This window comes from Micromonospora sp. PLK6-60 (assembly GCF_019890675.1).
Taxonomy (GTDB): domain Bacteria; phylum Actinomycetota; class Actinomycetes; order Mycobacteriales; family Micromonosporaceae; genus Micromonospora.
The window spans coordinates 163,135-186,305 of record NZ_JAIOAA010000008.1 but is presented as its reverse complement, the minus strand read 5'-3'; the positions used below and the strand labels follow the sequence as shown (position 1 = coordinate 186,305).

At 73.3% G+C, this 23,171-nt stretch carries 21 protein-coding genes; 17 read left to right on the top strand and 4 right to left on the bottom strand.

Features of this window, described 5'->3' with window-relative positions:
* Positions 1–9 precede the first annotated feature (9 nt).
* The 5 genes from K7640_RS17715 (at position 10) to K7640_RS17695 (ending at position 5,915) form a co-directional block, all read left to right on the top strand.
* Positions 10–687 (top strand): response regulator transcription factor, encoded by a 678-nt coding sequence (locus tag K7640_RS17715; protein WP_222955954.1) that lies wholly within the window; start codon positions 10–12, stop codon positions 685–687.
* A complete protein-coding gene (locus K7640_RS17710) occupies positions 684–1,769 on the top strand; it encodes an ATP-binding protein (RefSeq protein WP_308042579.1) in 1,086 nt (361 codons plus the stop codon). Before K7640_RS17715 ends, K7640_RS17710 begins: the two co-directional genes overlap by 4 nt.
* On the top strand, positions 1,766–3,778 hold the full coding sequence (locus K7640_RS17705) for a DUF4153 domain-containing protein (protein ID WP_222955953.1): 2,013 nt from the start codon (positions 1,766–1,768) through the stop codon (positions 3,776–3,778). Before K7640_RS17710 ends, K7640_RS17705 begins: the two co-directional genes overlap by 4 nt.
* Positions 3,779–3,883: 105 nt before the next feature.
* Complete coding sequence (locus K7640_RS17700; RefSeq protein WP_222956046.1) at positions 3,884–4,273, top strand: hypothetical protein; 390 nt, start codon at positions 3,884–3,886, stop codon at positions 4,271–4,273.
* A gap of 1 nt (position 4,274) precedes the next feature.
* On the top strand, positions 4,275–5,915 hold the full coding sequence (locus tag K7640_RS17695; RefSeq protein ID WP_222955952.1) for a cation acetate symporter: 1,641 nt from the start codon (positions 4,275–4,277) through the stop codon (positions 5,913–5,915).
* Between the two features lie 82 nt (positions 5,916–5,997).
* Here K7640_RS17695 and K7640_RS17690 read toward each other — a convergent pair whose 3' ends face one another.
* Positions 5,998–6,939, bottom strand: a complete 942-nt coding sequence (locus K7640_RS17690; protein ID WP_222955951.1) for a hypothetical protein — start codon at positions 6,937–6,939, stop codon at positions 5,998–6,000.
* Positions 6,932–7,432, bottom strand: a complete 501-nt coding sequence (locus tag K7640_RS17685; protein WP_222955950.1) for a SigE family RNA polymerase sigma factor — start codon at positions 7,430–7,432, stop codon at positions 6,932–6,934. The genes K7640_RS17690 and K7640_RS17685 overlap by 8 nt, the downstream gene beginning before the upstream one ends.
* 154 nt (positions 7,433–7,586) lie before the next feature.
* On the opposite strand from K7640_RS17685, the gene K7640_RS17680 reads away from it, so the two are divergent.
* From K7640_RS17680 to K7640_RS17660, 5 genes are all read left to right on the top strand, one after another.
* Complete coding sequence (locus tag K7640_RS17680) at positions 7,587–8,351, top strand: ABC transporter ATP-binding protein (RefSeq protein WP_222955949.1); 765 nt, start codon at positions 7,587–7,589, stop codon at positions 8,349–8,351.
* Complete coding sequence (locus K7640_RS17675) at positions 8,336–10,027, top strand: ABC transporter permease (RefSeq protein WP_222955948.1); 1,692 nt, start codon at positions 8,336–8,338, stop codon at positions 10,025–10,027. Before K7640_RS17680 ends, K7640_RS17675 begins: the two co-directional genes overlap by 16 nt.
* 140 nt (positions 10,028–10,167) lie before the next feature.
* On the top strand, positions 10,168–10,680 hold the full coding sequence (locus K7640_RS17670) for a SigE family RNA polymerase sigma factor (protein WP_255609354.1): 513 nt from the start codon (positions 10,168–10,170) through the stop codon (positions 10,678–10,680).
* Positions 10,673–11,923 (top strand): hypothetical protein, encoded by a 1,251-nt coding sequence (locus tag K7640_RS17665; RefSeq protein ID WP_222955946.1) that lies wholly within the window; start codon positions 10,673–10,675, stop codon positions 11,921–11,923. The genes K7640_RS17670 and K7640_RS17665 overlap by 8 nt, the downstream gene beginning before the upstream one ends.
* 165 nt (positions 11,924–12,088) lie before the next feature.
* Positions 12,089–13,363: a hypothetical protein gene (locus tag K7640_RS17660; protein WP_222955945.1), complete on the top strand. Its 1,275-nt coding sequence runs from the start codon at positions 12,089–12,091 to the stop codon at positions 13,361–13,363.
* Between the two features lie 451 nt (positions 13,364–13,814).
* Here the strand turns inward: K7640_RS17660 and K7640_RS17655 are convergent, their stop codons facing one another.
* Positions 13,815–14,006 (bottom strand): DUF397 domain-containing protein, encoded by a 192-nt coding sequence (locus K7640_RS17655; RefSeq protein WP_222955944.1) that lies wholly within the window; start codon positions 14,004–14,006, stop codon positions 13,815–13,817.
* On the bottom strand, positions 14,003–14,788 hold the full coding sequence (locus tag K7640_RS17650; RefSeq protein ID WP_222955943.1) for a helix-turn-helix transcriptional regulator: 786 nt from the start codon (positions 14,786–14,788) through the stop codon (positions 14,003–14,005). Before K7640_RS17650 ends, K7640_RS17655 begins: the two co-directional genes overlap by 4 nt.
* 440 nt (positions 14,789–15,228) lie before the next feature.
* Between K7640_RS17650 and K7640_RS17645 the strand changes: the two genes are divergently transcribed.
* From K7640_RS17645 to K7640_RS17615, 7 genes are all read left to right on the top strand, one after another.
* The gene (locus K7640_RS17645; RefSeq protein WP_222956045.1) at positions 15,229–15,984 is read left to right on the top strand and encodes a flavin reductase family protein; all 756 of its coding nucleotides are present in this window, start codon (positions 15,229–15,231) and stop codon (positions 15,982–15,984) included.
* A gap of 167 nt (positions 15,985–16,151) precedes the next feature.
* Positions 16,152–16,520: a DUF485 domain-containing protein gene (locus K7640_RS17640; protein WP_222955942.1), complete on the top strand. Its 369-nt coding sequence runs from the start codon at positions 16,152–16,154 to the stop codon at positions 16,518–16,520.
* Entirely contained in the window at positions 16,498–18,171 is a 1,674-nt protein-coding gene (locus tag K7640_RS17635; protein WP_222955941.1) for a cation acetate symporter, read from the top strand. Before K7640_RS17640 ends, K7640_RS17635 begins: the two co-directional genes overlap by 23 nt.
* Before the next feature lie 105 nt (positions 18,172–18,276).
* Complete coding sequence (locus tag K7640_RS17630) at positions 18,277–19,254, top strand: UDP-glucuronic acid decarboxylase family protein (RefSeq protein WP_222955940.1); 978 nt, start codon at positions 18,277–18,279, stop codon at positions 19,252–19,254.
* A 66-nt stretch (positions 19,255–19,320) separates the two neighbouring features.
* Positions 19,321–20,532 (top strand): LCP family protein, encoded by a 1,212-nt coding sequence (locus K7640_RS17625; protein ID WP_222955939.1) that lies wholly within the window; start codon positions 19,321–19,323, stop codon positions 20,530–20,532.
* Positions 20,533–20,801: 269 nt separating this feature from the next.
* On the top strand, positions 20,802–22,016 hold the full coding sequence (locus tag K7640_RS17620) for an LCP family protein (RefSeq protein ID WP_222955938.1): 1,215 nt from the start codon (positions 20,802–20,804) through the stop codon (positions 22,014–22,016).
* A gap of 196 nt (positions 22,017–22,212) precedes the next feature.
* Positions 22,213–23,154 carry an LCP family protein gene (locus K7640_RS17615; protein WP_222955937.1) on the top strand — a complete coding sequence of 314 codons (942 nt, stop codon included), beginning with the start codon at positions 22,213–22,215 and terminating at the stop codon, positions 23,152–23,154.
* The last annotated feature ends 17 nt before the right edge of the window (positions 23,155–23,171 follow it).

The window sequence follows — 23,171 nt, the reverse complement described above, 5'->3', positions numbered from 1 at the left end:
TTCGGACCCATGAACGAACGCCGGGTACTGGTGGTCGAGGACGAGCGGACCATCGCCGAGTCGGTCGCCGCCCGCCTGCGCGCCGAGGGCTTCGCCGTCGACATCGCCGGCGACGGCCCGTCCGCCGTCGACCGGTTCCGGGCCGGGCGGTACGACATCGTCGTACTCGATGTCATGCTGCCCGGGTTCGACGGCCTGGAGGTGTGCCGGCGGATCCAGGCGCAGCGGCCGGTGCCGGTGTTGATGTTGACCGCGCGGGACGACGAGACCGACCTGCTGGTCGGGCTGGCCGTGGGCGCGGACGACTACCTGACCAAGCCGTTCTCCATGCGGGAGCTGTCCGCCCGGGTGCACGTGCTGCTGCGCCGGGTGGAGCGCGCCGCGAGCAGCGGGCCACCCGCGCTGCGCCTGGGCGAGATCGAGATCAACCAGGCGGAACGGCGGGTCCGCCGGGCCGGGGCCGAGGTGCATCTGACCCCCACCGAGTTCGACCTGCTGGTGCACCTCGCCCGCCGGCCCCGGACGGTGCTGCCCCGGGAGCGCCTGCTGGCCGAGGTGTGGGGGTGGGCCGAGGGCTCCGGCACCCGCACGGTGGACAGCCACGTCAAGGCGTTGCGCCGCAAGCTCGGCGCCGACCTGATCCGGACCGTGCACGGCGTCGGCTATGCGCTGGAGGTGCCGGCGTGAGCAGCGGCAACGTCACCACCGGGGTCGCCGTGGCGGACTGGCTCAACCGGGTGCTGCCCCGGCCGCTCGACCCGGTCCGCTCGATCAAGGCGAAACTGGGCTTCCTGCTGGTCGCCTCCGGCACCACCGGGCTGGCGTACTTCTGGTGGATGATCGGCTGGGTGCCGCCGATGACGTCGGCGACGGCGATCGGGCTGGCCCTGCTCACCTCGCAGGTGCTGGCACACGGGATGACCTCGCCGCTGCGCGAGATGACCGCCGCGGCCGGCGCGATGGCCCGCGGTGACTACACCCGCCGGGTCCGCGCCACCTCCCGCGACGAGGTCGGCGAGCTGGCCCAGGCGTTCAACCGGATGGCCGAGGACCTGGCCGCTGCCGACCAGCGGCGGCGCGAGCTGATCGCGAACGTCTCGCACGAGTTGCGTACGCCGATCACCGCGTTGCAGGGCGTACTGGAGAACCTGGTCGACGGGGTGGCCGCCGCGGAGCCGGCCACGCTGCGCACCGCCCTCGCCCAGACCGAACGCCTCGGTCACCTGGTCGCCGACCTGCTCGACCTGTCCCGGCTGGACGCCGGGGTGGTGCCGCTGCGCCGGGTCCGGATCGACGTCGCGGACTTCCTCGACGAGGCGATCGAGCACGCCACGGCGGCCGCCGCCGGGGCCGGCCGGCAGGTGCGGTTCCAGTTGGCGCCGCCGGCCGGGACGCTGACCGTCACCGCCGACCCGGGCCGGCTGCACCAGGTCTTCGCCAACCTGCTCGACAACGCCGCCCGGCACAGCCCGCCGGGCGGGACGGTGCTGGTGACCGCCGAGGAGCGGGCCGGCCACCTGCACTTCGAGGTCAGCGACGAGGGCGAGGGGATCCCGCTCGCCGACCGTCCCCGGGTCTTCGAACGGTTCACCCGCGGCGACCGCACGGGCGACGGCGGCACCGGTCTCGGCCTGGCCATCGCGCGCTGGGTGGTGGAGCTGCACGGCGGCGCCATCCGGGTGCTCGAACCGGCCGGGCACGGGCCGGGCGGCTGCCGGATCCGGGTGTCGCTTCCCCTCACCACCAGCCGAACGGGAGAAGCCGCATGACCACCCCACCGAACCCCGGTGACCGCCCGACCGCACCGCGCGGCACCGGTGACCGCCCGGCCGCACCGCCCAGCAGCGGTGACCGCCCGACCACACCACCCGGCACCGGTGACCGCACCGCCGCACCGTCGGGCACCGGCGTGCGCACGGCGCAGCGGCCCGGCGTCGATCGGCCGGCACCGCCACCGCCACCGTCGGCGTTCTGGCGGCGGTGGCCGGGACCGGCCGCCCCGGCCCGGCCGGTGGTGCTCGGCGCGGTGGGCGCGGCCGCCCTGACGGCCGCCGCCGCCGTCCCGCTCGGCCGGCCCGGCGCCGGCTGGCTGCTGGCCGGGGTCGCCGCCACCGCCGCCCTGGTCACCGCCGCCACCCGGCCCGACGCCGGCGCCCCGGTCCCACTCGCCCACGGCGGACCACCGGCCCGGCCCGAGCCGGTCCGACCGGCGGACACCACCGGGCCGGCGCGGGCCGGCGAGCCGACCAATCCGCCGGCCCAGGTCACCCCGGCCGGCGCGCCGGCCAACCCGTTGGCGCAGGCCACCCCGGCCGGCGAGCCGACCAACCCACCGGCCCAGGCCACCCCGGCCGGCGAGCCGACCAACCCGTCGGCGCAGGCCACGCCGGCCGGCGAGCCGACCAACCCGTCGGCGCAGGCCACGCCGGCCGGCGAGCCGACCAGCCCGTCGGCGCGGGTCACGCCGGTGGGCGATCCGACCACCCGGCCCGGCGTCACGGGGGCGCCGGGCCGGGTCACCCGGCTGGCCTGGGCCGCGGCCACCCTCGCCCTGCTCGGGGTGGGCGCGGTCCGGGACGCCGGCTGGCTCTTCGGGCTTTGCCTGCTGGCCGCCGCGTTCACCGGCGCGCTGGCGGTGGCCGGCGGGCGGACCGGCCTGGGCATGCTCACCGCCGTACGGATCAGTGGGCTGGCGCCGATGCGGGCCCTGCCGTGGGCCCGGCGCTCGCTGGCCCGGGTCGGCGCCGGCGCGGCGGTCGGCCGCAGCCTGGTCAGCGTCGCGGTCTCGGTCGGCCTGCTGCTCGTCTTCGGGCTGCTGTTCGCCTCGGCGGACGCGGTCTTCGCCGATCTGGTCATCGGGCTGCTGCCGGAGAGCGGCCCGCCGGACCTGGTCGGCTGGGCGTTCCGCCTGGTCCTCGCGGTTCCGGTGCTGCTCGGCGGGGCGTACCTGCTGGCCGCGCCGCCCCGGCTGGACGACCTGCGGGCGAAGCCGGGCCGGCCGGTGCGGCGCCGGGAGTGGGTGCTGCCGCTGGCCCTGCTCGACGGGCTCTTCGCCGCGTTCGTGCTGGTGCAGCTCGCGGTGCTGTTCGGCGGCTCGGGGCACGTGCTGCGGACCGGGGGACTCACCTACGCCGAGTACGCCCGCGGCGGCTTCTGGCAGCTCCTCATCGTCTCCGCGCTGACCCTGCTGGTGATCGGCGGCGCCGCCCGCTGGGCGCCCCGGTCCACCCGCGCCGACCGGCTGCTGATCCGGGCCCTGCTCGGTACGCTCACCGCGCTCAGCCTGGTGATCGTCGTCTCGGCGCTCTACCGGATGCAGGTCTACACCGAGGCGTACGGCGCGACCCGGCTGCGGCTGTTCGTGGCGGTGACCGAGGCCGGCCTGGGGCTGCTGTTCCTCTTCGTCGGGGTGGCCGTGGCGCGGCTGCGCGCCACCTGGCTGCCGGTGCTGGCGGTCGGTACGGCGGTGGCCGCCCTGCTCGCGCTGGCGGTGGTCAACCCGGACCGGCTGATCGCCGAGTGGAACGTCGACCGCTACCAGCGCACCGGCCGGATCGACGTGGGCTACCTGGCCGGGCTCTCGGCCGACGCCGCGCCCGCCCTGGACCGGCTGCCCGAGCCGCAGCGCACCTGCGCGCTGGACGACCTCCGGGACCGGCTGGTCGCCGAGGACGACTGGCGGACGGCCAACCTGGGCCGGGCGGCGGCCCGCGACCTGTTCCTGCGCCACCCGCTGCGGAACATCGACCTCGACTGCCCCTGGCCGGGCCGGTGGTGACCGTCCCGCGCTTGACAATCCCGCCGAGCGGGCGAGACTGCCGGGGTGGCGGTCCCTGACGAGCCGGGCGGGCCGGGGTGGGAGACGACCACCCCGGCCGCGCCGGTGCCCGCCCCCCGGCCGCCGGCCGCGCCGGCCCGGACCCGGATCGTGCTCGCCGAGGTCCGCCGGGGCAGCCGGGCGGACCGGACCCGCAGCGAGCTGACCCAGCAGACCCGGATCGGGGACACCCTGGTACGCGGCCTGGTCCGGGCCCAGCTCGCGCTGGCCCTGCGGCTGTCGGTGCTGGTGCTGATCGGGCTCGGCGGGCTGCCCTGGCTCTTCGCGATCGCGCCGTCGCTGGGGCGGACCACGGTGCTCGGGGTGAACCTGCCGTGGCTGCTGCTCGCGGTGGTGTCGTTCCCGTTCCTGATCGTGGTGGGCTGGGCGTACGTCCGGCTGGCCGAACGCAACGAGCAGGACTTCACCGACCTCGTCCAGCGGCCGGAGCGCTGAGGTGGGCAACGGGTACGTGGTCCCGGCGATCGTCGCGGTCACCCTGGTCACCGTCGGCATCGGCTTCTACGGGCTGCGGCTGGCCCGGACCACCTCCGACTTCCTGGTCGCCTCCCGGACGGTCAGCCCGACCTGGAACGCCGCCGCGATCGGCGGGGAGTACCTGTCGGCCGCCAGCTTCCTCGGCGTGGCCGGGCTGATCCTCAAGTACGGCGTGGATGTGCTCTGGTACCCGGTCGGGTTCGCCGCCGGCTACCTGGCGTTGCTGCTCTTCGTGGCCGCCCCGCTGCGCCGCTCCGGCGCGTTCACCCTGCCCGACTTCTGCGAGCTGCGGCTCGGTTCGCGCCGGCTGCGCACCCTGGCCACCGTTTTCGTGATCTTCATCGGGTGGCTGTACCTGGTGCCGCAGCTCCAGGGCGCCGGGCTGACCCTGGCCACGCTGGTCGGCTCGCCGTACCCGGTGGGCGCCCTGCTGGTGGCGGCGGTGGTCACCGCGAACGTGGCGTTGGGCGGGATGCGGGCGATCACCTTCGTCCAGGCGTTCCAGTACTGGCTGAAGCTGACCGCGCTGGCCGTACCCGCGATCTTCCTGGCGTTGCAGTGGCAGGCCGACGCCCGCCCGGCGGTGGCCCCGCCCGACGGGCCGGCGTTCCGGACCGCGACCACCGTCGTGGTCGAGCACTCGGCGGCGCTCACCTTCGCCGACGGCACGATCCGGGAGGTACGCCCCGGCGACCGCCTCGACTTCGCCGCCGGTGACCCGGTGCCGGAGGTGTCCGGCGCGGCGACGAAGGCGACCGACTGGCTGCTGCCGGACACGGCCGGGGACGACGACCGGGGATTGTTCGCCACCTATTCGCTGATCCTGGCCACCTTCCTGGGCACCATGGGGCTGCCGCACGTGCTGGTGCGCTTCTACACCAACCCGGACGGCGCGGCGGCCAGACGGACCACCCTGGTGGTGCTGGCCCTGGTCGGCCTCTTCTATCTGCTGCCCACCATCTACGGGGTGCTGGGCCGGATCTACACCCCGCAACTGCTGGTCAGCGGGCAGACCGACGCGGTGGTGGTGCTGCTGCCCGGGGCGGCGCTCGGTGACGGCACCACCGGCCGGCTGCTCGCCGCGCTGGTCGCCGCCGGGGCGTTCGCCGCCTTCCTGTCCACCTCGTCCGGGCTGCTCACCAGCGTGGCCGGGGTGATCTCCACCGACGTGCTGGGCCACGGCTCGGTACGCGGCTTCCGGCTGGCCACGGTCATCGCCGGCGGGGTGCCGGCGGTGCTCGCGCTGAACGTCTCCGGGCTGGACGTCTCCCAGGTGGTCGGGCTGGCCTTCGCGGTGGCCGCGTCGAGCTTCTGCCCGCTGCTGGTGCTGGGCATCTGGTGGCGGGGGCTGACCGACCTGGGCGCGGCGGCGGGGGTGCTGGTGGGCGGTGGCGCGGCGATCACGGCGGTGCTGGTCACCGTGCTGGGGCCGCCGCTGTCCGGGTGGCCCGCCACGCTCACCGCCCAGCCGGCGGCGTGGACGGTGCCGCTGGCCTTCACCGTGATGGTCGCGGTGTCGGTGGCGTCGCGGCGGCGGGCGCCGGTGGACGTGGGGGCGACGATGCTTCGATTGCACGCGCCGGACAGCCTGCGGCTGTAAGGAGGGGGCCCCTGTTAACGCATTCGGTAGAGCAGGGGCCCCCTGTTAACAACCGCCGGGCGCGGTCGCGCCGGCTGCGCGGTCAGCAGGCGTCGGTGCCGGCGCAGAGCCGAGTCGCGGCCTTGCGCGCCAGGCTCCGGGCAGCGGCGACGTCCTTTGCGTCCGACTTCCACACCTCAGCCACCAGGTCGCCCTGCCGGACGAAGATGTGGAAGACGAACTTGCCGGTCTCGATGGACTCGGCGCGGACGATCAGCGCGTCGTCGCCGACGAAGCCCTGGTCCACCACGCTCATCTTGGTTCTTTCGGCACCGCAGCGGGCCACCTGGTTGCGGACGCGGGACATCACCGCCCGGGCGTCGGTGACGCTGTAGCGCTGGACCTGCTGCAACGCTCCCTGGGTCCGCTCCGGGCCCAGATCCGGGCCCCTCAGCTCACGGTCCCGGCGGCCCACCGAGCTCCCGACCCAGGGCACCTGCTGGGCGCACCCGGAAGCGGAGAACTCGAAGGTCCAGTCGCCGTCGGTGTCCTCGCCAGCGAAGCGCCAGCCGGCCGGCAGGTCGGCGGCCTGAAGCATCGCCGCCGACGGGACGCTCGGGTCGGCGGGCGCACCGGTCGCGGAGGTGCTGCTCCGGGGCGTACCCGATCGCGGGGCGGCCGGGGAACTGCCCGAGCCGGCGCCCGGTGCGATCGGCGTGCCGGTCGGATCGGGGGTACGGCTCGGCGTGCCGCTCGGCGACGGGCTGGGGCTGGGCGTGGGCTCGGCGGACGGGCTCGGGGTCGGGACCGGCGTCGGGCTGGGTGAGACCTTGGCCGGTGGCACCGGCGGCACCATGCCCTGCGGGTCGCCGACCAGGGCCCGTACGCCGGTGCCGACGGCAACCACGGCCAGCACCGCGGCCAGGCCGGCGGTGACCCGCGCCCGCCGCACGCGTTGCCGGCCGCGCCGCCGCACCTGCTCGATCGGCGCCCAGCTCAGCTGCTCAGTTTCGCGGTACAGGTCGCTGAAGATCGGATCAGGCATTGCTGACCTCCCCCGGAAGCGTGGTGTCCAGCAGGTCGGCCAGGGCCCGGCGGCCCCGGGCCAGGCGGGCCTTGACCGTGCCGGTGGGTGTGTCGGTCTGCGCGGCGATCTCGGCGACGGAGAGGTCGGCCAGGTGGTGCAGGACGATGGCCTGCCGCTGCTCGGTGGGGAGCCGGCGCAGGGCGGCCACCAGCGCCACGGTGTTCTCCGACGGCGGGCCGGTGGCGGGGTCGGGCCCGCGCCGCCGGTACGCGGCGACACCGTTGCGGATCTTGCGCCAGCGGTTGACCAGCAGCCGGTGGCCGACCGTACGGACCCACGCCTCCGGATCGTCGTAGCCGGCGATCCGGTCCCAGCGTTGCCAGGCCCGCACGTACGCCTCCTGGGCGGCGTCCTGGGCCTCGGCGAGGTCGCCTCCGAGCGCGTAGAGCACGGTGACCACCCGGTGTCTGGTGTCCCGGTAGAACTCCTCGAACCCCTCGTCGGTGCCCAAACGTGCCTCCCCGTCCCGATCCTGCTGCTGTCACCCGCCACGGCGGTGGCGGGTTGCATCCGAGTCGCCGCGGATCCCGGTCCGTCCGGAGGATGACTGTGGATCATCCTGCGGCCGGAGGGCGGAATGGCACCCGGGGGATACGGTCGGGTGCATGACTGGAGAGCACCCGGCGCTCGCGCTGCGCGGCCTGGCCAAGCGGTTCGACTCGAAGGTGGCCGTGGCCGGCGTCGACCTCGACGTGCCGGCCGGCTCCTTCTACGGGCTGCTCGGCCCGAACGGCGCCGGCAAGACCACCACGCTGTCCATGGCGGTGGGCCTGCTCCGGCCGGACCACGGGCGGGCCTGGGTGCTCGGGCAGGACGTGTGGGCCGACCCGGTGCGGGCCAAGGCGCTGCTCGGCGTGATGCCCGACGGGGTACGCCTCTTCGACCGGCTCAGCGGCGCGGAGCTGCTGGCTTACCACGGCCTGCTGCGCGGCATGGACCCGGCGGTGGTCGACCAGCGGGCGGCGGAGCTGCTCGACGTGCTGGCGCTCACCGACGCGGGCCGGACCCTGGTGGTGGACTACTCGGCCGGCATGAAGAAGAAGATCGGTCTGGCCTGCGCGCTGCTGCACGGCCCCGGGCTGCTGGTGCTCGACGAGCCGTTCGAGGCGGTCGACCCGGTCTCCGCCGCGCTGATCCGGGACATCCTCCAGCGGTACGTCACCGGCGGCGGCACGGTGGTCTTCTCCAGCCACGTGATGGAGGTGGTGGAGCGGCTCTGCTCGCACGTGGCGATCCTGGCCGACGGCGTCATCAAGCGGGTCGGCGCCCTCGACGAGGTTCGCGGCGACCGCTCGCTGGAGGAGGTCTTCGTGGCGGTGGTCGGTGGGCGCACCGCCACCGGCGAGGAGCTGGCGTGGCTGTCGCGGTGACGCCCGACCACCCCGCCGCCCGGAGCGTCTCGGCCCAACACTTCGTCCGGTTGAAGCTGCGGGTGCTGGGCAACGGCTTCCGCGGCCAGGCCCGGCGGATCGTGCTGTTCGTGTTCGGCCTGCTGGCCGGGCTCTGGGCCGGCGCCGGCGGCTTCCTGCTGTTCGCCGCGCCGGGCATGCTCGACGAACCCCGGTACGCGATGATGGCCGCCGCGTTCGGCGGTGGCCTGCTGGTGTTCGGCTGGCTGGTGCTGCCGCTGGTCTTCTTCGGGGTGGACGAGACCCTCGACCCGGCCCGTTTCGCGCTGCTGCCGCTGTCCCGCCGGACCCTGGTCACCGGCCTGTTCGCCGCCGCGCTGATCAGCGTGCCGGCGCTGGCCGCGCTGCTCGCGGTCTCGGGGCTGGTGCTGAGCGCCGCCGCGCTGGGCGGCCCGGTGGCCGCGCTGGTCGCGCTGGTCGGCGCGGCCGGCGGGCTGCTGCTCTGCGTGGCGGCCAGCCGCGCGGTCACCAGCGCGTTCGCCACCATGTTGCGGTCCCGGCGGGTACGCGACCTGGCCGCCGTGCTGCTCGCGGTGGTCGCCGCCCTGTTCGGGCCGTTGCAGCTCGCCGCGACGGCGGCGCTGCGCGAGACGGACTGGGACCGGCTCACCGGGGCGGCCACGGTGGTCGGCTGGACCCCGTTCGGCGCGCCGTGGACGGCCGCCTTCGACGTGGTCGACGGGCGGGCCTGGGCTGCGCCGGTGAAGCTGCTGATCACGGCGGCCTCCGTCGGCCTGGTGCTGTGGTGGTGGTCCCGCTCGCTGGAGTCGGCGATGGTCGGCGCGGCCAGCTCCGGGCCGGCGAAGGCCCGGCGGGGCGCCCCGACCGGGGCGGTCGCCGAGTTCTTTCCCCGCGTGGTGGGCCGGCTGCGCCGGGACCGGTTCGGCGCGCTGGTGGCCCGGGAGTGCCGCTACTGGTGGCGGGACGCCCGCCGGCGGGCCAACCTGATCAGCATCGCCGTGGTCGGCGTCTTCGTGCCGGTGATGGTCAACCTGGGCGGCGGCGGCTTCCGGATGAGCAGCGAGGAGGGGTTCGCCGCGACCGGGGACCCGTCGCCGATCCTGGTCGGTGTCTCGATGCTCTTCGTCGGGGTGCTCGCCTCGGTGACCACCGCCAACCAGTTCGGCTTCGACGGCAGCGCGTACGCGGCGAACGTCGTGGCCGGGGTGCCGGGTCGGCTGGAGCTGCGGGCCCGGATGACGGCCTTCTCGCTGTACGTGGTGCCGCTGCTGGCCGTGGTGTCGGTGCTGATCCCGGTGGTGCTGGGCGAGCCGGGCTGGATCGGGATGGCGGGCGGCACCCTGCTGGCCGCGTACGGCTGCGGGCTGGCGGTGAACTCGTTCATCTCGGTGCTGGCGTCGTACTCGCTGCCGGAGACGAGCAACCCGTTCGCGATGAACACCGGCGCGGGGGTGGCCCGCAGCCTGCTGGTGCTGCTGTCCATGGTGGTCACTGCGGTCGCCGCGCTGCCCATGGTGGTGGCCGCCGCGTTCCTCGACGGTGGCTGGCTCTGGCTGGTGTTGCCCGTCGGGGTGGCGTACGGGCTGGGTGCGGCGCTGCTCGGGGCGTACCTGGCGGGGGACGTGTTGGACCGCCGGCAGCCGGAGCTGCTCGCCACGGTCACCCCGCGCCGCTGACGCGCACCTGACACCCGGCGGGGTGCAACCGCACCTCCCATTCAGGAGTGTGTGCAGCAGACACCGCCACGAACGACGGTGCAGGAGCCTGGGGGAGGCGCCTCGTGCGGCAACACCACCCCGGCGAGACAGATGCGGAGCTGGTTACCCCACCCACCGGGGGTGGGGGCGACAGCTTCGAGGAGTTCTACGCCGCGAACTTCCACCCGCTGACCCTTCAGCTCTACGCCTACACCGCCGACGTCAACCAGGCGCAGGACGCGGTGCAGGAGGCCTTCACCCGAGCCTGGCAGCGCTGGGACCGGCTGACCAAGTACGACAATCCGGCCGCCTGGGTGCGGCACGTCGCGTTGAACGTGGCCCGCAACCGGTGGCGCCGGCTGCGCGCCGCCCGGGCGCATGCCCGGTTCCACCGGGACGAGGTGGTGGCCGGCCCCAGCCCGGACCGGGTCGCGTTGGCCCGTGCCATGGCCGGCCTGCCCGAGCGGCAGCGCCGCGCCCTCGTGCTCTTCCACGTCGCCGACCTGGGCATCGAGGAGATCGCCGGCCAGGAGGGCGTCGCCGCCGGGACGGTGAAGTCCTGGCTGCACCGGGGCCGACAGGCCCTCGCCGCCGCGCTCGACGACTCCACCATGGAGGGACGCCATGCCTGACTTCGACGTGCGTCGCGTCGACGACGCGTTCGCCGCCTTCCGGTCCGGCGATCCGCTGGTCGCCGCGCCCGGCGTGCCGGCCGCCCAGGCCGTGCACCGCCGCCGCCGTACCACCCGGATCGTCGTCGCCGGAGTGGCCGCCGCCGTGCTGGTCGCGACGCCGGTGCTCGCCGGGCAACGGAACTCCGAGCCGGTGCCACCGCCGCCGGCCACCCAGTCGCCGGACACGCCGCCGACTCCGGTGCCGAGCCCGTCGGCCAGCGCCGACCCGTCCGCGTCGGCCACCGGAAGCCCGCAGGCGACCGGCGGCGCCACCGGCACCACCGTGCCGGACGGCCGGATCAGCAAGGAGACCCTGGGCAACTCGCGGCTGCAACTGCCCGGGTGGCCGGGCCCCTACGCCGCCGAGTGCCCGTCGGGCCGGGTGCGCTTCACCGACGGCGAGGCGCAGTTGTCGGCCAAGTCGGAGCTGAGCATCGGCATCGGCGATGTCGTGCATCTCGACGTGGACGACGACGGCGCGAAGGAGACCGCCGCGTCGCTCGTCTGCTCCGGTGTCGAGATGGTGCACACCCAGGTGTTCGTCTTCGACCGGGACGACCGCGGGACGATCGTGACCATGGGCCTGGTCACCGAGTCGAAGGGTGACATCGCCCATATCGGTGGCATCCGAGCACAGGGCCGGGCGGTCCAGGTCGAGGTGCTCGACTCTCTGGAAGGTGAGGGTGTGCCCGGCGGCACGGCCCAGCACCAGTGGCGGTCCTGGTCGTGGAACGGCACACGGTTCACCCAGACCGGCGGCCCGACCAGCTTCCCGGCCAACCCCCGGGTCACCGACCTCGCGGTCAGCGGCGGCGATGTCCAGCTCACCGCCGCCGATGCCGGGCAGTCGGCGGGCACCCTGACGCTGGTGGTGCGGAACAAGGGACCGCAGCGGGCCGAGCAGCCCCGACTGCTGCTGCGGCTGCCCAAGCCGTTCGTCGTCAGTTCCGTGCCGTCCTACTGCGCCCCGTTCGTCTCCCGAGCCGAAACCTCGTACACCTGCCAGTTGCCGCCGTTGTCGGTGGGCGCCGAGCGCACGATCGAACTGCCGGTGTCGGCACCCCGGTCCAGCGCACCCGCCGGGACGTCCGTCGAATACTCCGCCGAGTTCGACTGGGGCGTGGGCGACACTCCGGGGTTCCCGGAGCCGGAGGGCACGAAGGCCGACAACCGGGCCCGGGGCAATCTCGTGGTCGGCTGACGCCGGCAGCCACGCCATCAGGCGGGCGGGGGCCGGCACCAGTCGGGCCCCCGCCCGCCGCTCACCCACCACACCGCCGGACCGGGCGATCACGGTACGCCCGCCACGCTGCTCTTCCAGCACTGTCCACATAGGACGGTGAACATCGAAACGGGGATCTCGGTCATGAACCTGCGTCGCATCGCCATCGGTGTCGCCCTGGCGAATCTCGTCATCCGGCTGACCTGGGTGTGGTTCGTCCACCCCACCCCGGTCAGCGACTTCCGCTGGTACCTCACCGCCGCCACGAACCTGGCCGCGGGCGAGGGCTACGTCTGGCAGACCGGCGGTGATCCGACGGCGTACTGGCCGGTCGGCTGGCCGGCCCTGCTGTCGCTGCTGTTCCGGGTGACCGGTCCGTCGCTGGCGGCGGGCCTGGCGTTGCAGGTGCTGTTGTCGACGGCCACGGCGGTGCTGGTGGTGGTGCTGGCGCACCGGGTCACCCACAGCCTGCCGGTGGCGGCGACGGCCGGGCTGGCGTACACCGTCCTGCCGGCCGGCTGGGCGTGGGACTCCCTGCTCGGCAGCGAGCAGGCGTTCACCTTCCTCGTGGTGGCGATGCTCTGCACGCTGGTGGCGGCGGACCGCTGGTGGCAGTTCGCCGCCGCCGGGACCGTCGCCGGGCTGGCCTGCCTGGTACGTCCGGTCCTGCTGCCCTTCCCACTGGTGCTGCTGGCCGTCGAACTGCTCCGGCGCAAGGGCTGGTTGCCGGCCCTGCGGCACACTGCGGTCTTCGGCGCCGCGCTGGTGCTCTGCGTGGCGCCGTGGACCGTCCGCAACGCCGTGGTCATGGACGCCCCGATCCCCGTCTCCACCAACGGTGGCGTGAACCTCTACCAGGGCGTACGCAGCGACACCGTCTACTGGTGGTCGCGGGACCCGGCGGTCAACGAGCTGCTCGCCGCCCGCGACGAGGTGGCCCGCAACTCGCTGGGCACCCGGCTGGCCCTGGCGCACTGGTCGGCCCACCCGGGCCAACTGCTCACCCGCACCCCCACCCGGATGGCCGGCCTGTACGCGGACAACGCGAACGCGTACCACTGGGTGAGCCGGCCCGGCGGCCTGTCCCGGGAGGCGGCGGACGGCTGGGAGCGGGCGGCGGACGTGGGCTACTGGCTGGTCATGGCGGCGGCGGTCGCCGGCCTGGTGGCCGCCGTCCGGCGGCGGATCCGGGCGGCCTGGCCGCTGGTGTGCCTGGTGGCGTTCTACTCCGGGCTGTGGATGTTCTTCCCCGCCTGGGACCGCTTCCGGTACCCGCTGATGCCGGTCTTCGCGGTGCTCGCCGGCATGGCCGCGCTGCACCTGATCCACCGACGCCGCCCAGCGACGGCCGAGGTGGACCCGACCCCGACCACCCCGGGCGTGCCGGGGAACCGCCCGTCCTTCGACCTGGCGGCCTGAGCCCGGTCACGGCTGCCCGCAGATCTTGGGACCGGCCACGGCTCCCGCAGATCCTCGACCCGGCCACGGCACCCCGCAGATCTTGGGTCCGGCCACAGCTCCCCGCAGATCTTGGGTCCGGCCAGAGCTCCCCGCAGATCTTGGACATTTACCGTTCAGGCCGAACGGTAAATGTCCAAGATCTGCACGGCCGGCGGTGATGCGCGAGCGATGGCGGCCTGATGCGGGCAGGCGGGCGGGGTCGGGCGGGTGGCCGGCCGGGCCGGGCGGCCAAGGTGCCGGGCAGGGCGGCCGGCGGGGCAGGGCAGCCGGCGGGGCAGGGCAGCCGGCGGGGCAGGGCGGCCGGCGGGGCCGGCCGGGCGGCGGGGCAGGGCAGCCGGCGGGGCCGGCTGGGCGGCGGGGGCCGGCCGGGCGGGAGGCGAGGCGGGAGGCGGGGCCGGAGGGGCGGCGGTCAGGCGCGGTGGGTGTGGGTGTGGGTGACGAAGGCGCGCCAGGCGTCGGGGGCGAAGGTGAGCGTCGGGCCGGACCGGTCCTTGCTGTCCCGCACCAGCACCACGCCAGGCAGATTGTCCGCCACCTCGACACAGTTTCCTTCATTGGCCGACCGGGTCGCCTTGCGCCAGCGCGGCGCGACATCCTTCATGACGTCACCTTCAGCTTGTTGATCAAATCGAGCGAGGCGTTCTCGCTGAGTGCCTCACCGAGTAGATGCTCCCACTTGCGCTGCACCAGACCTATCCATTCCGGATAGTCCGCGATCTGTCCTCGCGCCGCATTGTCCAGGCAGAGCAGGCGATCGTCGCCGGGAAGCTGAGCGAGCACGAAGCCACCGCCCATCGATGCGTGCGCGCCGACGCTGAGTGGCAGGACGTGCAGGCGCACCTGCGGGAACTCAACGACTTCGAGCAGGCTCCCCAGTTGCCGGTCCATGACGGCTCGCCCACCGACGGGCCGGTGTAGCGCGCTCTCGTCGATGACGAAAACGCATTCCGGCGGATCCTCCCGATGAAGTAGCCGCTGCCGGCTCATGCGGAGGCTCACGAGGTGCTCGACCCGATCGCTCCGGTACAACCCGCCGGCCGAGACAACGGCGCGGGCATACTCCTCGGTTTGCAGGAGCCCTGGCACCAGGCACGGCTCGAAGTAGCAGAGCCGGACGGCTCGATCCTCCTCGCCCGGCCACGACTCGAACCAGGATGGCCCGCCCGTCGCCTCGTTCTCCGACAGCAGGCTGGCGAGGAGGCCGCCGGTGCCGAGGGCCTGGTCGGTGGCGACGGCGAACTCCATCGTCGGGCGGCGGCGACCGGTCTCGATCGCGGCCACCGTGGACGGGCTCCACCTGATCGAGGCCGCCAGGGCTTCCTGGGAGACGTCCGCACCGGCCCGGGCGGCCTTCAGCGCCCGGATCCACATCTCGATGTTCATCCTTACCTCTCCGGTAAGTACGTGACTCCGCTGCGTAGTAAGCCCTGGCATCCTCCCCCGTCGAGGTCCCGCCGTCCAGGGTGGAGGTACGCGGCCCGGCCGGTGGTGGCGACGTCCCGGCGGCCGGTCCGGCGTCGGGTCGCCCCGGTCATTCCCCCGACCGGGGCGACCCCCTGAGCCAGGGAGGTCACTCATGTCCGGGTCGCACCGGCGCAGGAACGCCGCGCTGTGGTCGTACCGAAGGAAAGGCCGACCGGCCGCGGACCGGCCGAACCAGCCACCGGCGTGGGCGACCGCGCCGACGGTGGCCTGGCCGCGACCGGGCCGCGCCGGCTGGCTGACCCCGGCGCAGACCTGGCGGGCGAACGGGGGCCGCTGGTGACCGCCGGGCACGGCGCACCGGCGGCCGGTGGCGCGCGGTGAGGCGGGAGCACCTGCCGATGCGGCCGTTGTGGCGGTGCCGGGCGTGCGGGGCGGCGTGGCCGTGCCAGCCGGCGCGGCTGGCGTTGCTTGTCGAGTACCGGGGCGACCGGACCGGGCTGCTCATGTATCTCGGCGGGTTGCTGGCCGAGGCGGGCGACCAGCTCGCCCAGCTCAACGGACACGCCCGCCCGGCGGACCTGCACGAGCGCTTCCTGGGCTGGGCGCGGGCCCGGGGCGGCACAATGTTTCACGTGAATCATGAGCCGGGTGCCGAGATCCACCACACCGACCCGTTCGCCGTGCCGGCCGGGCAGCGGTCCCCCACCCGCCGGCTGCGCGGCCGACTGGCCGCGCCGGTGACGCTCTGGACGGCGCCGGGGCCGGCCGGACTGACCGTCTCGTCGACCCTGGTGGCCGAGGGTGAGCCGGACCGGCTGCTCGGGCTGATCGACCCGGAGTCCGACCTGTGGTCGGCGGTCGAGACGGCCGGCCGGTTCGCGGTGTCGCCGCTCGGCCCGGCGCACCGGCAGCTCGCCGACCGGTTCGCCGGCCTGTTTCCGTCGCCCGGCGGCCTGTTCGCCACCGGTACGTGGACCGACACCCCCTACGGCCCGGTGCCCGCCGACGCCGGCGGCTGGGCCGGGTGCCGGCTGGACAGCGCCCGAGAGTACGGCTGGGCGCTGCTGGTCGAGGCCACCATCGAGGCCGTCGACCTGGCCGAGGAGAGCACCCCGCTGCTGCATTACCGGGGGCGGTACCACGATCTGACCTGAGCCGATCGACGCCGACCGGTTAGCGGAGTGACCCGGGTCACTCGGCGCAGGCAGCGCGCCGTTCGGCGCAGGCATCAACCGTCGGCGATCGGGGCCTTCCGGCGGTGGGAGCGCGGACTCTAGCGTGCGCGAAAATCCCCGACGCCTGTGAAGGTGGTGATCCACAGATGTCCACGGACACACCCGCGTCCGCCCCGACCGGCTCGGCGGCGGAGCGATATCTGGCCGTACAACGGTCGGACGAGTTCGCCGGGTTGCGTCGCGCGCTGCGCGGCTTCGTCTTCCCGATGACCGTCGCTTTCTTCCTGTGGTACGCGCTCTACGTGATCCTCTCCGCGTACGCCCGGGACTTCATGGGCACGAAGCTGGTCGGAAACATCAACGTCGCCCTGATCTTCGGCCTGCTCCAGTTCGTCTCGACATTCCTCATCGCCTGGCTCTACTCGCGGTACGCCGACCGGAAGATCGACCCGATCGCCGACCGGATCCGCGCCGAGATGGGAGAGGTGAACGGTGAATCCGATTCTCGCGGCTGATGCGGGTGGCGGCACCGCCCGCAACCTGACCATCACGCTCTTCCTGGTCTTCGTGGCGGTGACCCTGGCGATCACCGTCTGGGCCAGCCGGCAGACCAAGACCGCCACCGACTTCTACGCCGGCGGCCGGTCGTTCTCCGGCTTCCAGAACGGGATGGCGATCGGCGGCGACTACATGTCGGCGGCGTCCTTCCTGGGCATCGCCGGCATCATCGCGCTCTACGGCTACGACGGCTTCCTCTACTCGATCGGCTTCCTGGTCGCCTGGCTGGTGGCGCTGCTGCTGGTCGCGGAGCTGCTGCGCAACTCCGGCCGGTACACGATGGCCGACGTGCTGGCGTTCCGGATGCGGCAGCGGCCGGTGCGGACCGCCGCCGCGGTCTCCACCATCACGGTGTCGATCTTCTATCTGCTGGCCCAGATGGTCGGCGCGGGCGCCCTGGTCGCGCTGCTGCTCGGCATCAAGCCGGGCACCACCTTCCTGGGCATGGACGCCGACACCGCCAAGGTGGCCACCATCATCATGGTCGGCGCCCTGATGATCATCTACGTCACCGTGGGCGGCATGAAGGGCACCACGTACGTCCAGATCGTCAAGGCGTTCCTGCTGATGGGCGGCGCGACGGTGATGACCGTGCTGGTGCTGGCGAAGTTCAACTTCAACCTGTCGGAGCTGCTCGGCCAGGCGGCCGAGTCGTCCGGCAAGGGAGCGGCCTTCCTCGAACCCGGCCTCCGGTACGGCGTGGAGACCGCCGGCGATCCGCTGAAGACGTTCTACAGCAAGATGGACCTGCTCTCGCTCGGCATCGCGCTGGTGCTCGGCACCGCCGGCCTGCCGCACATCCTGATCCGCTTCTACACGGTGCCGACCGCCAAGACGGCCCGCAAGAGCGTGCTCTGGGCGATCGGCATCATCGGCACCTTCTATCTGCTCACCCTGGCGCTCGGTTTCGGCGCCGCGGCGCTGGTCGGCGGGCAGGCGATCACCGAGCAGGACAAGGCCGGCAACACCGCCGCCCCGCAGCTCGCCGAGGCGCTGGGCGCCGACTTCTTCGGCGGCGACCTGGGCGGGGCGACCCTGTTGGCGATCATCGCGGCGGTGGCCTTCGCGACCATCCTCGCCGTGGTCGCCGGGCTCACCCTGGCCTCCTCGTCCAGCATCGCGCACGACTTCTACGCCAACGTGATCAAGCGTGGGCAGGCGTCGGAGCGCCAGGAGGTGCAGGTGGCCCGGATCTCCGCCCTGGTCATCGGCGCGGTGGCGATCGCGCTGTCGATCTACGCGCAGAACCTGAACGTGGCGTTCCTGGTGGCGCTCGCGTTCGCGGTGGCGGCCTCCGGCAACCTGCCGGCGATCCTCTACAGCCTGTTCTGGAAGCGGTTCAACACCTCGGGGGCGGTCTGGGCCATCTACGGCGGTCTGCTCTCCGCCGTACTGCTGGTCTTCTTCTCCCCGGTGGTCTCCGGCGCGCCGACGGCGATGTTCCCGGACCACGACTGGCACTGGTTCCCGCTGTCCAACCCGGGCATCATCTCCATCCCCTTCGGCTTCCTGTGCGGCTGGATCGGCACGGTGATCTCGAAGGAGCGCGACGAAGACAAGTACGCCGAGCTGGAGGTGCGGTCGCTCACCGGCGCCGGCGCCCACTGACCGGTACGCGGTACGGAGGAGCCCTTCCCACCGGGAGGGGCTCCTCCTCGCGTACCGGGCGTGCTGCGCGGCGGAGCCCCGTCGCACAGCAGTAGGCTGGCGGCCATGAAGGTTGCCCCGCGCTTCGGAACCGGCCACCGCATCCTCGTCACCGGCGGCGCCGGTTTCGTGCCGTCACACCTGGTCGAGGCCCTGCTCGACCGGGGCTGCACGGTCGTGGCGCTGGACAACTTCAGCACCGGCTCCAAGGACAACATCGCCCACCTGGTCGAGAAGCCGACGTTCACGCTGATCGAGGCGGACGTCACCGAGGGGCTGCCGACATACCACCCGGCGATGGCGGAGCGGTTCGACGCGATCCTGCACATGGCGTCGCCGGCCAGCCCGACCGACTTCACCCAGATCCCGATCGAGATCCTCCGGGTCGGCTCGGTGGGCACCCTGCACCTGCTGGACCGGGCGGTGGCCGACGGCGCCCGGTTCCTGATGGCCTCCACCTCCGAGGCGTACGGGGATCCGAAGGAGCACCCGCAGCGCGAGTCGTACTGGGGGCACGTCAACCCGATCGGCATCCGCAGCGTCTACGACGAGGGCAAGCGCTTCTCCGAGGCCGCCACCATGGCCTACCACCGCTACCGCGGGCTGGACGCGGCGATCATCCGGATCTTCAACACGTACGGGCCGCGGATGCGCCCCGACGACGGGCGGGCCGTGCCCACCTTCATCTCCCAGGCGCTGCGCAACGAGCCGATCACCGTGCACGGCACGGGCAACCAGACCCGCTCGGTCTGCTACGTCGACGACCTGGTGCGCGGCATCCTGCTGCTGCTGGATTCCACCGAGACCGGGCCGGTCAACTGCGGCACCGAGCACGAGCTGAGCATGCGGCAACTGGCCGAGTTGATCGTGTCACTCTCCGGCAGCACCTCCGAGGTGATATACGTCACCCGCAGCGCGGACGACCCGGAGATGCGCCGGCCGGACCTCACCCTCGCCCGCGAACTGCTCGGATACGAGCCGCAGGTCGCGCCCGAAGAGGGCCTGCGACGCACCATCGCGTACTTCCGCGAGCGGCTAGGGTAACGCCGGTCCCGCGCCGCCCGGTCGCGCCTGAGGGCGGTAGTGGCCCGGGCTACGTACCCTCGGGGCATGTCAGCGAGCAGTTCCGCCGCCTTCCCGTACCCCCTGCGCCGCAGCGCGGGGCGGGCCTCCGTGCCCGGCCCGGCCGGCGGTTCCCGGTCCCGCGGACCGGGCGCGCAGTGGTACCCGTCGCACGACGACTCGACCCGGGTCGGTGGCCCGCCGGGGCCGGGCGGGCCGCGCGGCCCGCTGGGACCGGGCGGACCGGCCGGGCCGGGCCGGCGCCGGCCGCGCTGGGGCCGGATCGGCCTGGTGGCCGGCGTGGCGCTGCTGGTGATCGCGCTGATCGCCGGTGCCGGCGCCTGGTTCTACGCCCGCAACCTCAACGACGACCTGAAGCGGATGGACCCGTTCGCGCAGATCACCGGCGGGCGGCCGGCGAAGGCGGTCAACGGCGCGCTGAACATCCTGCTGGTCGGCACCGACTCCCGGGACCCGGACGCCCCGGTCGACAAAGCCGGCAAATGGCGCGCGGACACGATCATCGTCATGCACATCCCGGCCGACCACAAGGCCGCCTACCTGGTCTCCATCCCGCGCGACCTCTACGTGCCGATCCCGGAGAACGCCGGCGCGTCGTGCGACACCGGCCGGCGGGCAAAGATCAACGCGGCGTTCGCGTTCGGCGGGGTGCCGCTGGCCGTGCGGACCATCGAGTGCTTCACCGACGTCCGGATCGACCACGCGATGTCCATCGACTTCGCCGGTTTCAAGAAGGTCACCGACGCCCTCGGCGGGGTCGACCTGCCGGTCGAGCGGACCATCAAGTCCATCCACAAGCCGTACCGCACGTTCAACAAGGGCACGAACCACATGAACGGCGAGGAGGCGCTGGACTGGATCCGGCAGCGCAAGCAGTTCCCGCAGGGCGACTTCGCGCGGATGCGGCACCAGCAGGAGTTCCTCCGGGCGCTGATGGACAAGGCCGCCAGCACCGGCACGCTGTCCAACCCGAAGAAGCTGAACGACTTCCTGCGGGCGGTCACCGCCGCGACGACGGTGGACAAGGACTTCCAGCTGACCGACATGGCGGTGCAGTTCCGGAACCTGCGCGGGGAGAACCTGACCTTCATCACCAGCCCCAACAAGGGCAGCGAGACCATCAACGGGGAGTCGGTGGTGGTCTCCGACCGGGAGAAGGCGCTCGCCATGTTCACGGCCATGTCGAAGGACACGATGGCCGACTGGGTGGCGGCGCACCAGCAGCCGACGGGCAACTGACGGCGGGTCGACTACACGCAGTCACCGCAGGGGGCGGCGGCGACGACCTCCGCCGTCCGCCCCGGCGACCGGCCGCGATCGTCACCACGCCAGGCGAATACTCGTTGGATCGGTTGGCGTACCACCGACCGCACAGATCCGGATCGACTTTCGGCCACTTCTCGGCGACTGGCGAAGGAAAGTCGCAAATCGCGCCGAGGCGATGTCGCCAGATTGATAACCGGTACGTACAGTAGTTCCGCCCCCTGTTCGCCCGAGCTGGAGCACGCATGCCGGTCCAGACCAGCCGTCGCCCCACGTCCCCCGACCCCGTCAGCGGCTCCGCCCGGGTCTCGGCGGCCATCCCCGGCCAGCCGGGTGGCGGCGGTCGCCGCGCCGCCGGCGGGTCGAAGAAGCGCTCCCGCCGCAAGGACCCGCTCTGGGCCCGCCTCACCCTGATCTTCGGCGCCGTGCTGATGATGAGCAGCGGCGTCGCGCTGGTCGGCGCCAAGGCGGTGATCGGCCAGGCCACCGGCGACATCGCCCAGCGCAACCTGCTCGGCGGCGCCGGCAAGTCGGGCGCGGAGGGCGGGGACAGCCTGGACGGCCCGATCGACCTGCTGCTGCTGGGCGTCGACGCCCGCGAGCAGTGGGCCGCGGACGACGTCCGCTCGGACAGCATCATCGTGCTGCACATCCCGGCCTCGCACGACCAGGCGTACATGATCTCCATCCCCCGGGACACCGAGGCGCAGATCCCGCCGTTCAAGAAGAGCGGTTACCGGGGCGGCACCGAAAAGATCAACGCGGCCTTCCAGGCCGGCGCCCGCAACGGCGGCGGCTGGGAGGGCGGCGCCCAGTTGATGGCGCACACCATCAAGAACATGACCGGGATCAGCTTCGACGGCGCCGCGATCATCAACTTCGGCGGCTTCAAGCACGTCATCGACGCGCTCGGCACGGTCCGGCTCTGCGTCAGCCAGGACGTCAAGTCGATCCACATGGGCCTGGTCAACGGCAAGCCGAAGTACATCGCGAACGCCAAGCTGGACGGCGACAAGTGGGAGCCGCTGATCCACAAGAAGGGCTGCCGGGAGATGACCGGCGCCCTCGCGCTGGACTTCGCCCGCCAGCGGTACGGCCTGAAGAACAGCGACTACGACCGCCAGCAGAACCAGCAGCAGCTGCTGAAGGCGATGGCCCGCAAGGCGACCGACAGCGGCACGATGAGCAACCCGCTCAAGCTTCAGAAGATCATCAAGGCGGCCGGCGAGTCGCTGGTGCTGGACACCGGCGGCGCGAAGATGGACGACTTCATCTTCACCATGCGCGGCATCACCGGCAACGACCTGGTCATGCTGCGCACCAACGGCGGCACCTACAACAGCACCGGCGGCCGCGAGGCACTGGACGAGACCACGCTGGCGATGTTCAAGGCGGTCAAGGAGGACCGGCTCGCCCAGTTCGTCTTCGAGAACCCGAGCGTCCTCTCCACCCGCAAGTAGCAAGCCCCTCGGCCGCGACCGATCCGGCGAAAGCCGCCCGACCTGCCGGAACACCCTCGTAGCCTGACGTGAGCGGGACTCATGTCAGGCTAGCGGGGAGGCTGCCACGTCCAGGTCGGCGCGGGTCGTACGCGGGCAGGTCGGTCGCCGAGGCCCCCGCTGGCCGGTCCTGCTGCTCCGGGCCGGCCTCGCCCTGGTGCTGCTGGCCGGCGTCGCGGTGCTGGGGCTGAAGCTGCTCGCCGTGCACTACGGCCGGGCGGTGGACCGGGGGGAACTGCTCGACCCGGCGGCCCGGCAGCGCCGCAGCGACCTGAGCGAGGACCTGAACTACCTGCTGGTCGGCTCCGACCAGCGCCCCGGCGCGACCAGCGCCGACCAGCGCTCCGACACCATCCTGATCGTGCACGTCCCGGCCGGCATGCGGCAGGCGTACCTGATCTCCGTCCCGCGCGACCTGCTGGTGTCCATCCCCGCCGGGGGCGACTGGGGCGGCGGCCGCGACAAGATCAACGCCGCGTACGAGCACGGCGGCGGCGGCGAGGGCGGGGCCCGGCTGCTCTCCGCCACCCTCACCCGCCTCACCGGCCTGCACTTCGACGGCGCGGCGCTGATCGACTTCTCCGGCTTCCAGACCGTGATCGACCTGCTGGGCGGGGTCCGGATGTGCGTCGACACCCCGGTCCGGTCGATCCACACCGGCACCGTCTTCCCCGCCGGCTGCCAACAGATGGACGGCGCGCGCGCCCTCGACTACGCCCGCCAGCGGTACGGCCTGCCCGGCGGCGACTACGACCGCCAGCGCCACCAGCAGCAACTGCTGCGGGCGATGCTGGACCGGGCCGGCCAGACCGACCTGCGCGGCGACCCGGTCAAGCTGGACCGGTTGATCCGGGCGGCCGGCGAGTCGCTGACCGTGGACACCAACGGCGTACCCCTGGACGACCTGGTCTTCGCGCTCCGCGCGCTGCCGACGAACGCCCTGCACGGGCTGAAGCTGCCGTCCCACCCGCAGAACATCGACGGCGTGTCGTACGTGGTGCTGGACGACGCCGACGGCGGCGGACTGTTCCCGGCCCTGCGGGACCGGCGGGTGGCCGGCTGGGCGGCGGCGAACCCGCGCTGGGTCAACCCGCTCTGACTTCCGACCCCGCCCGC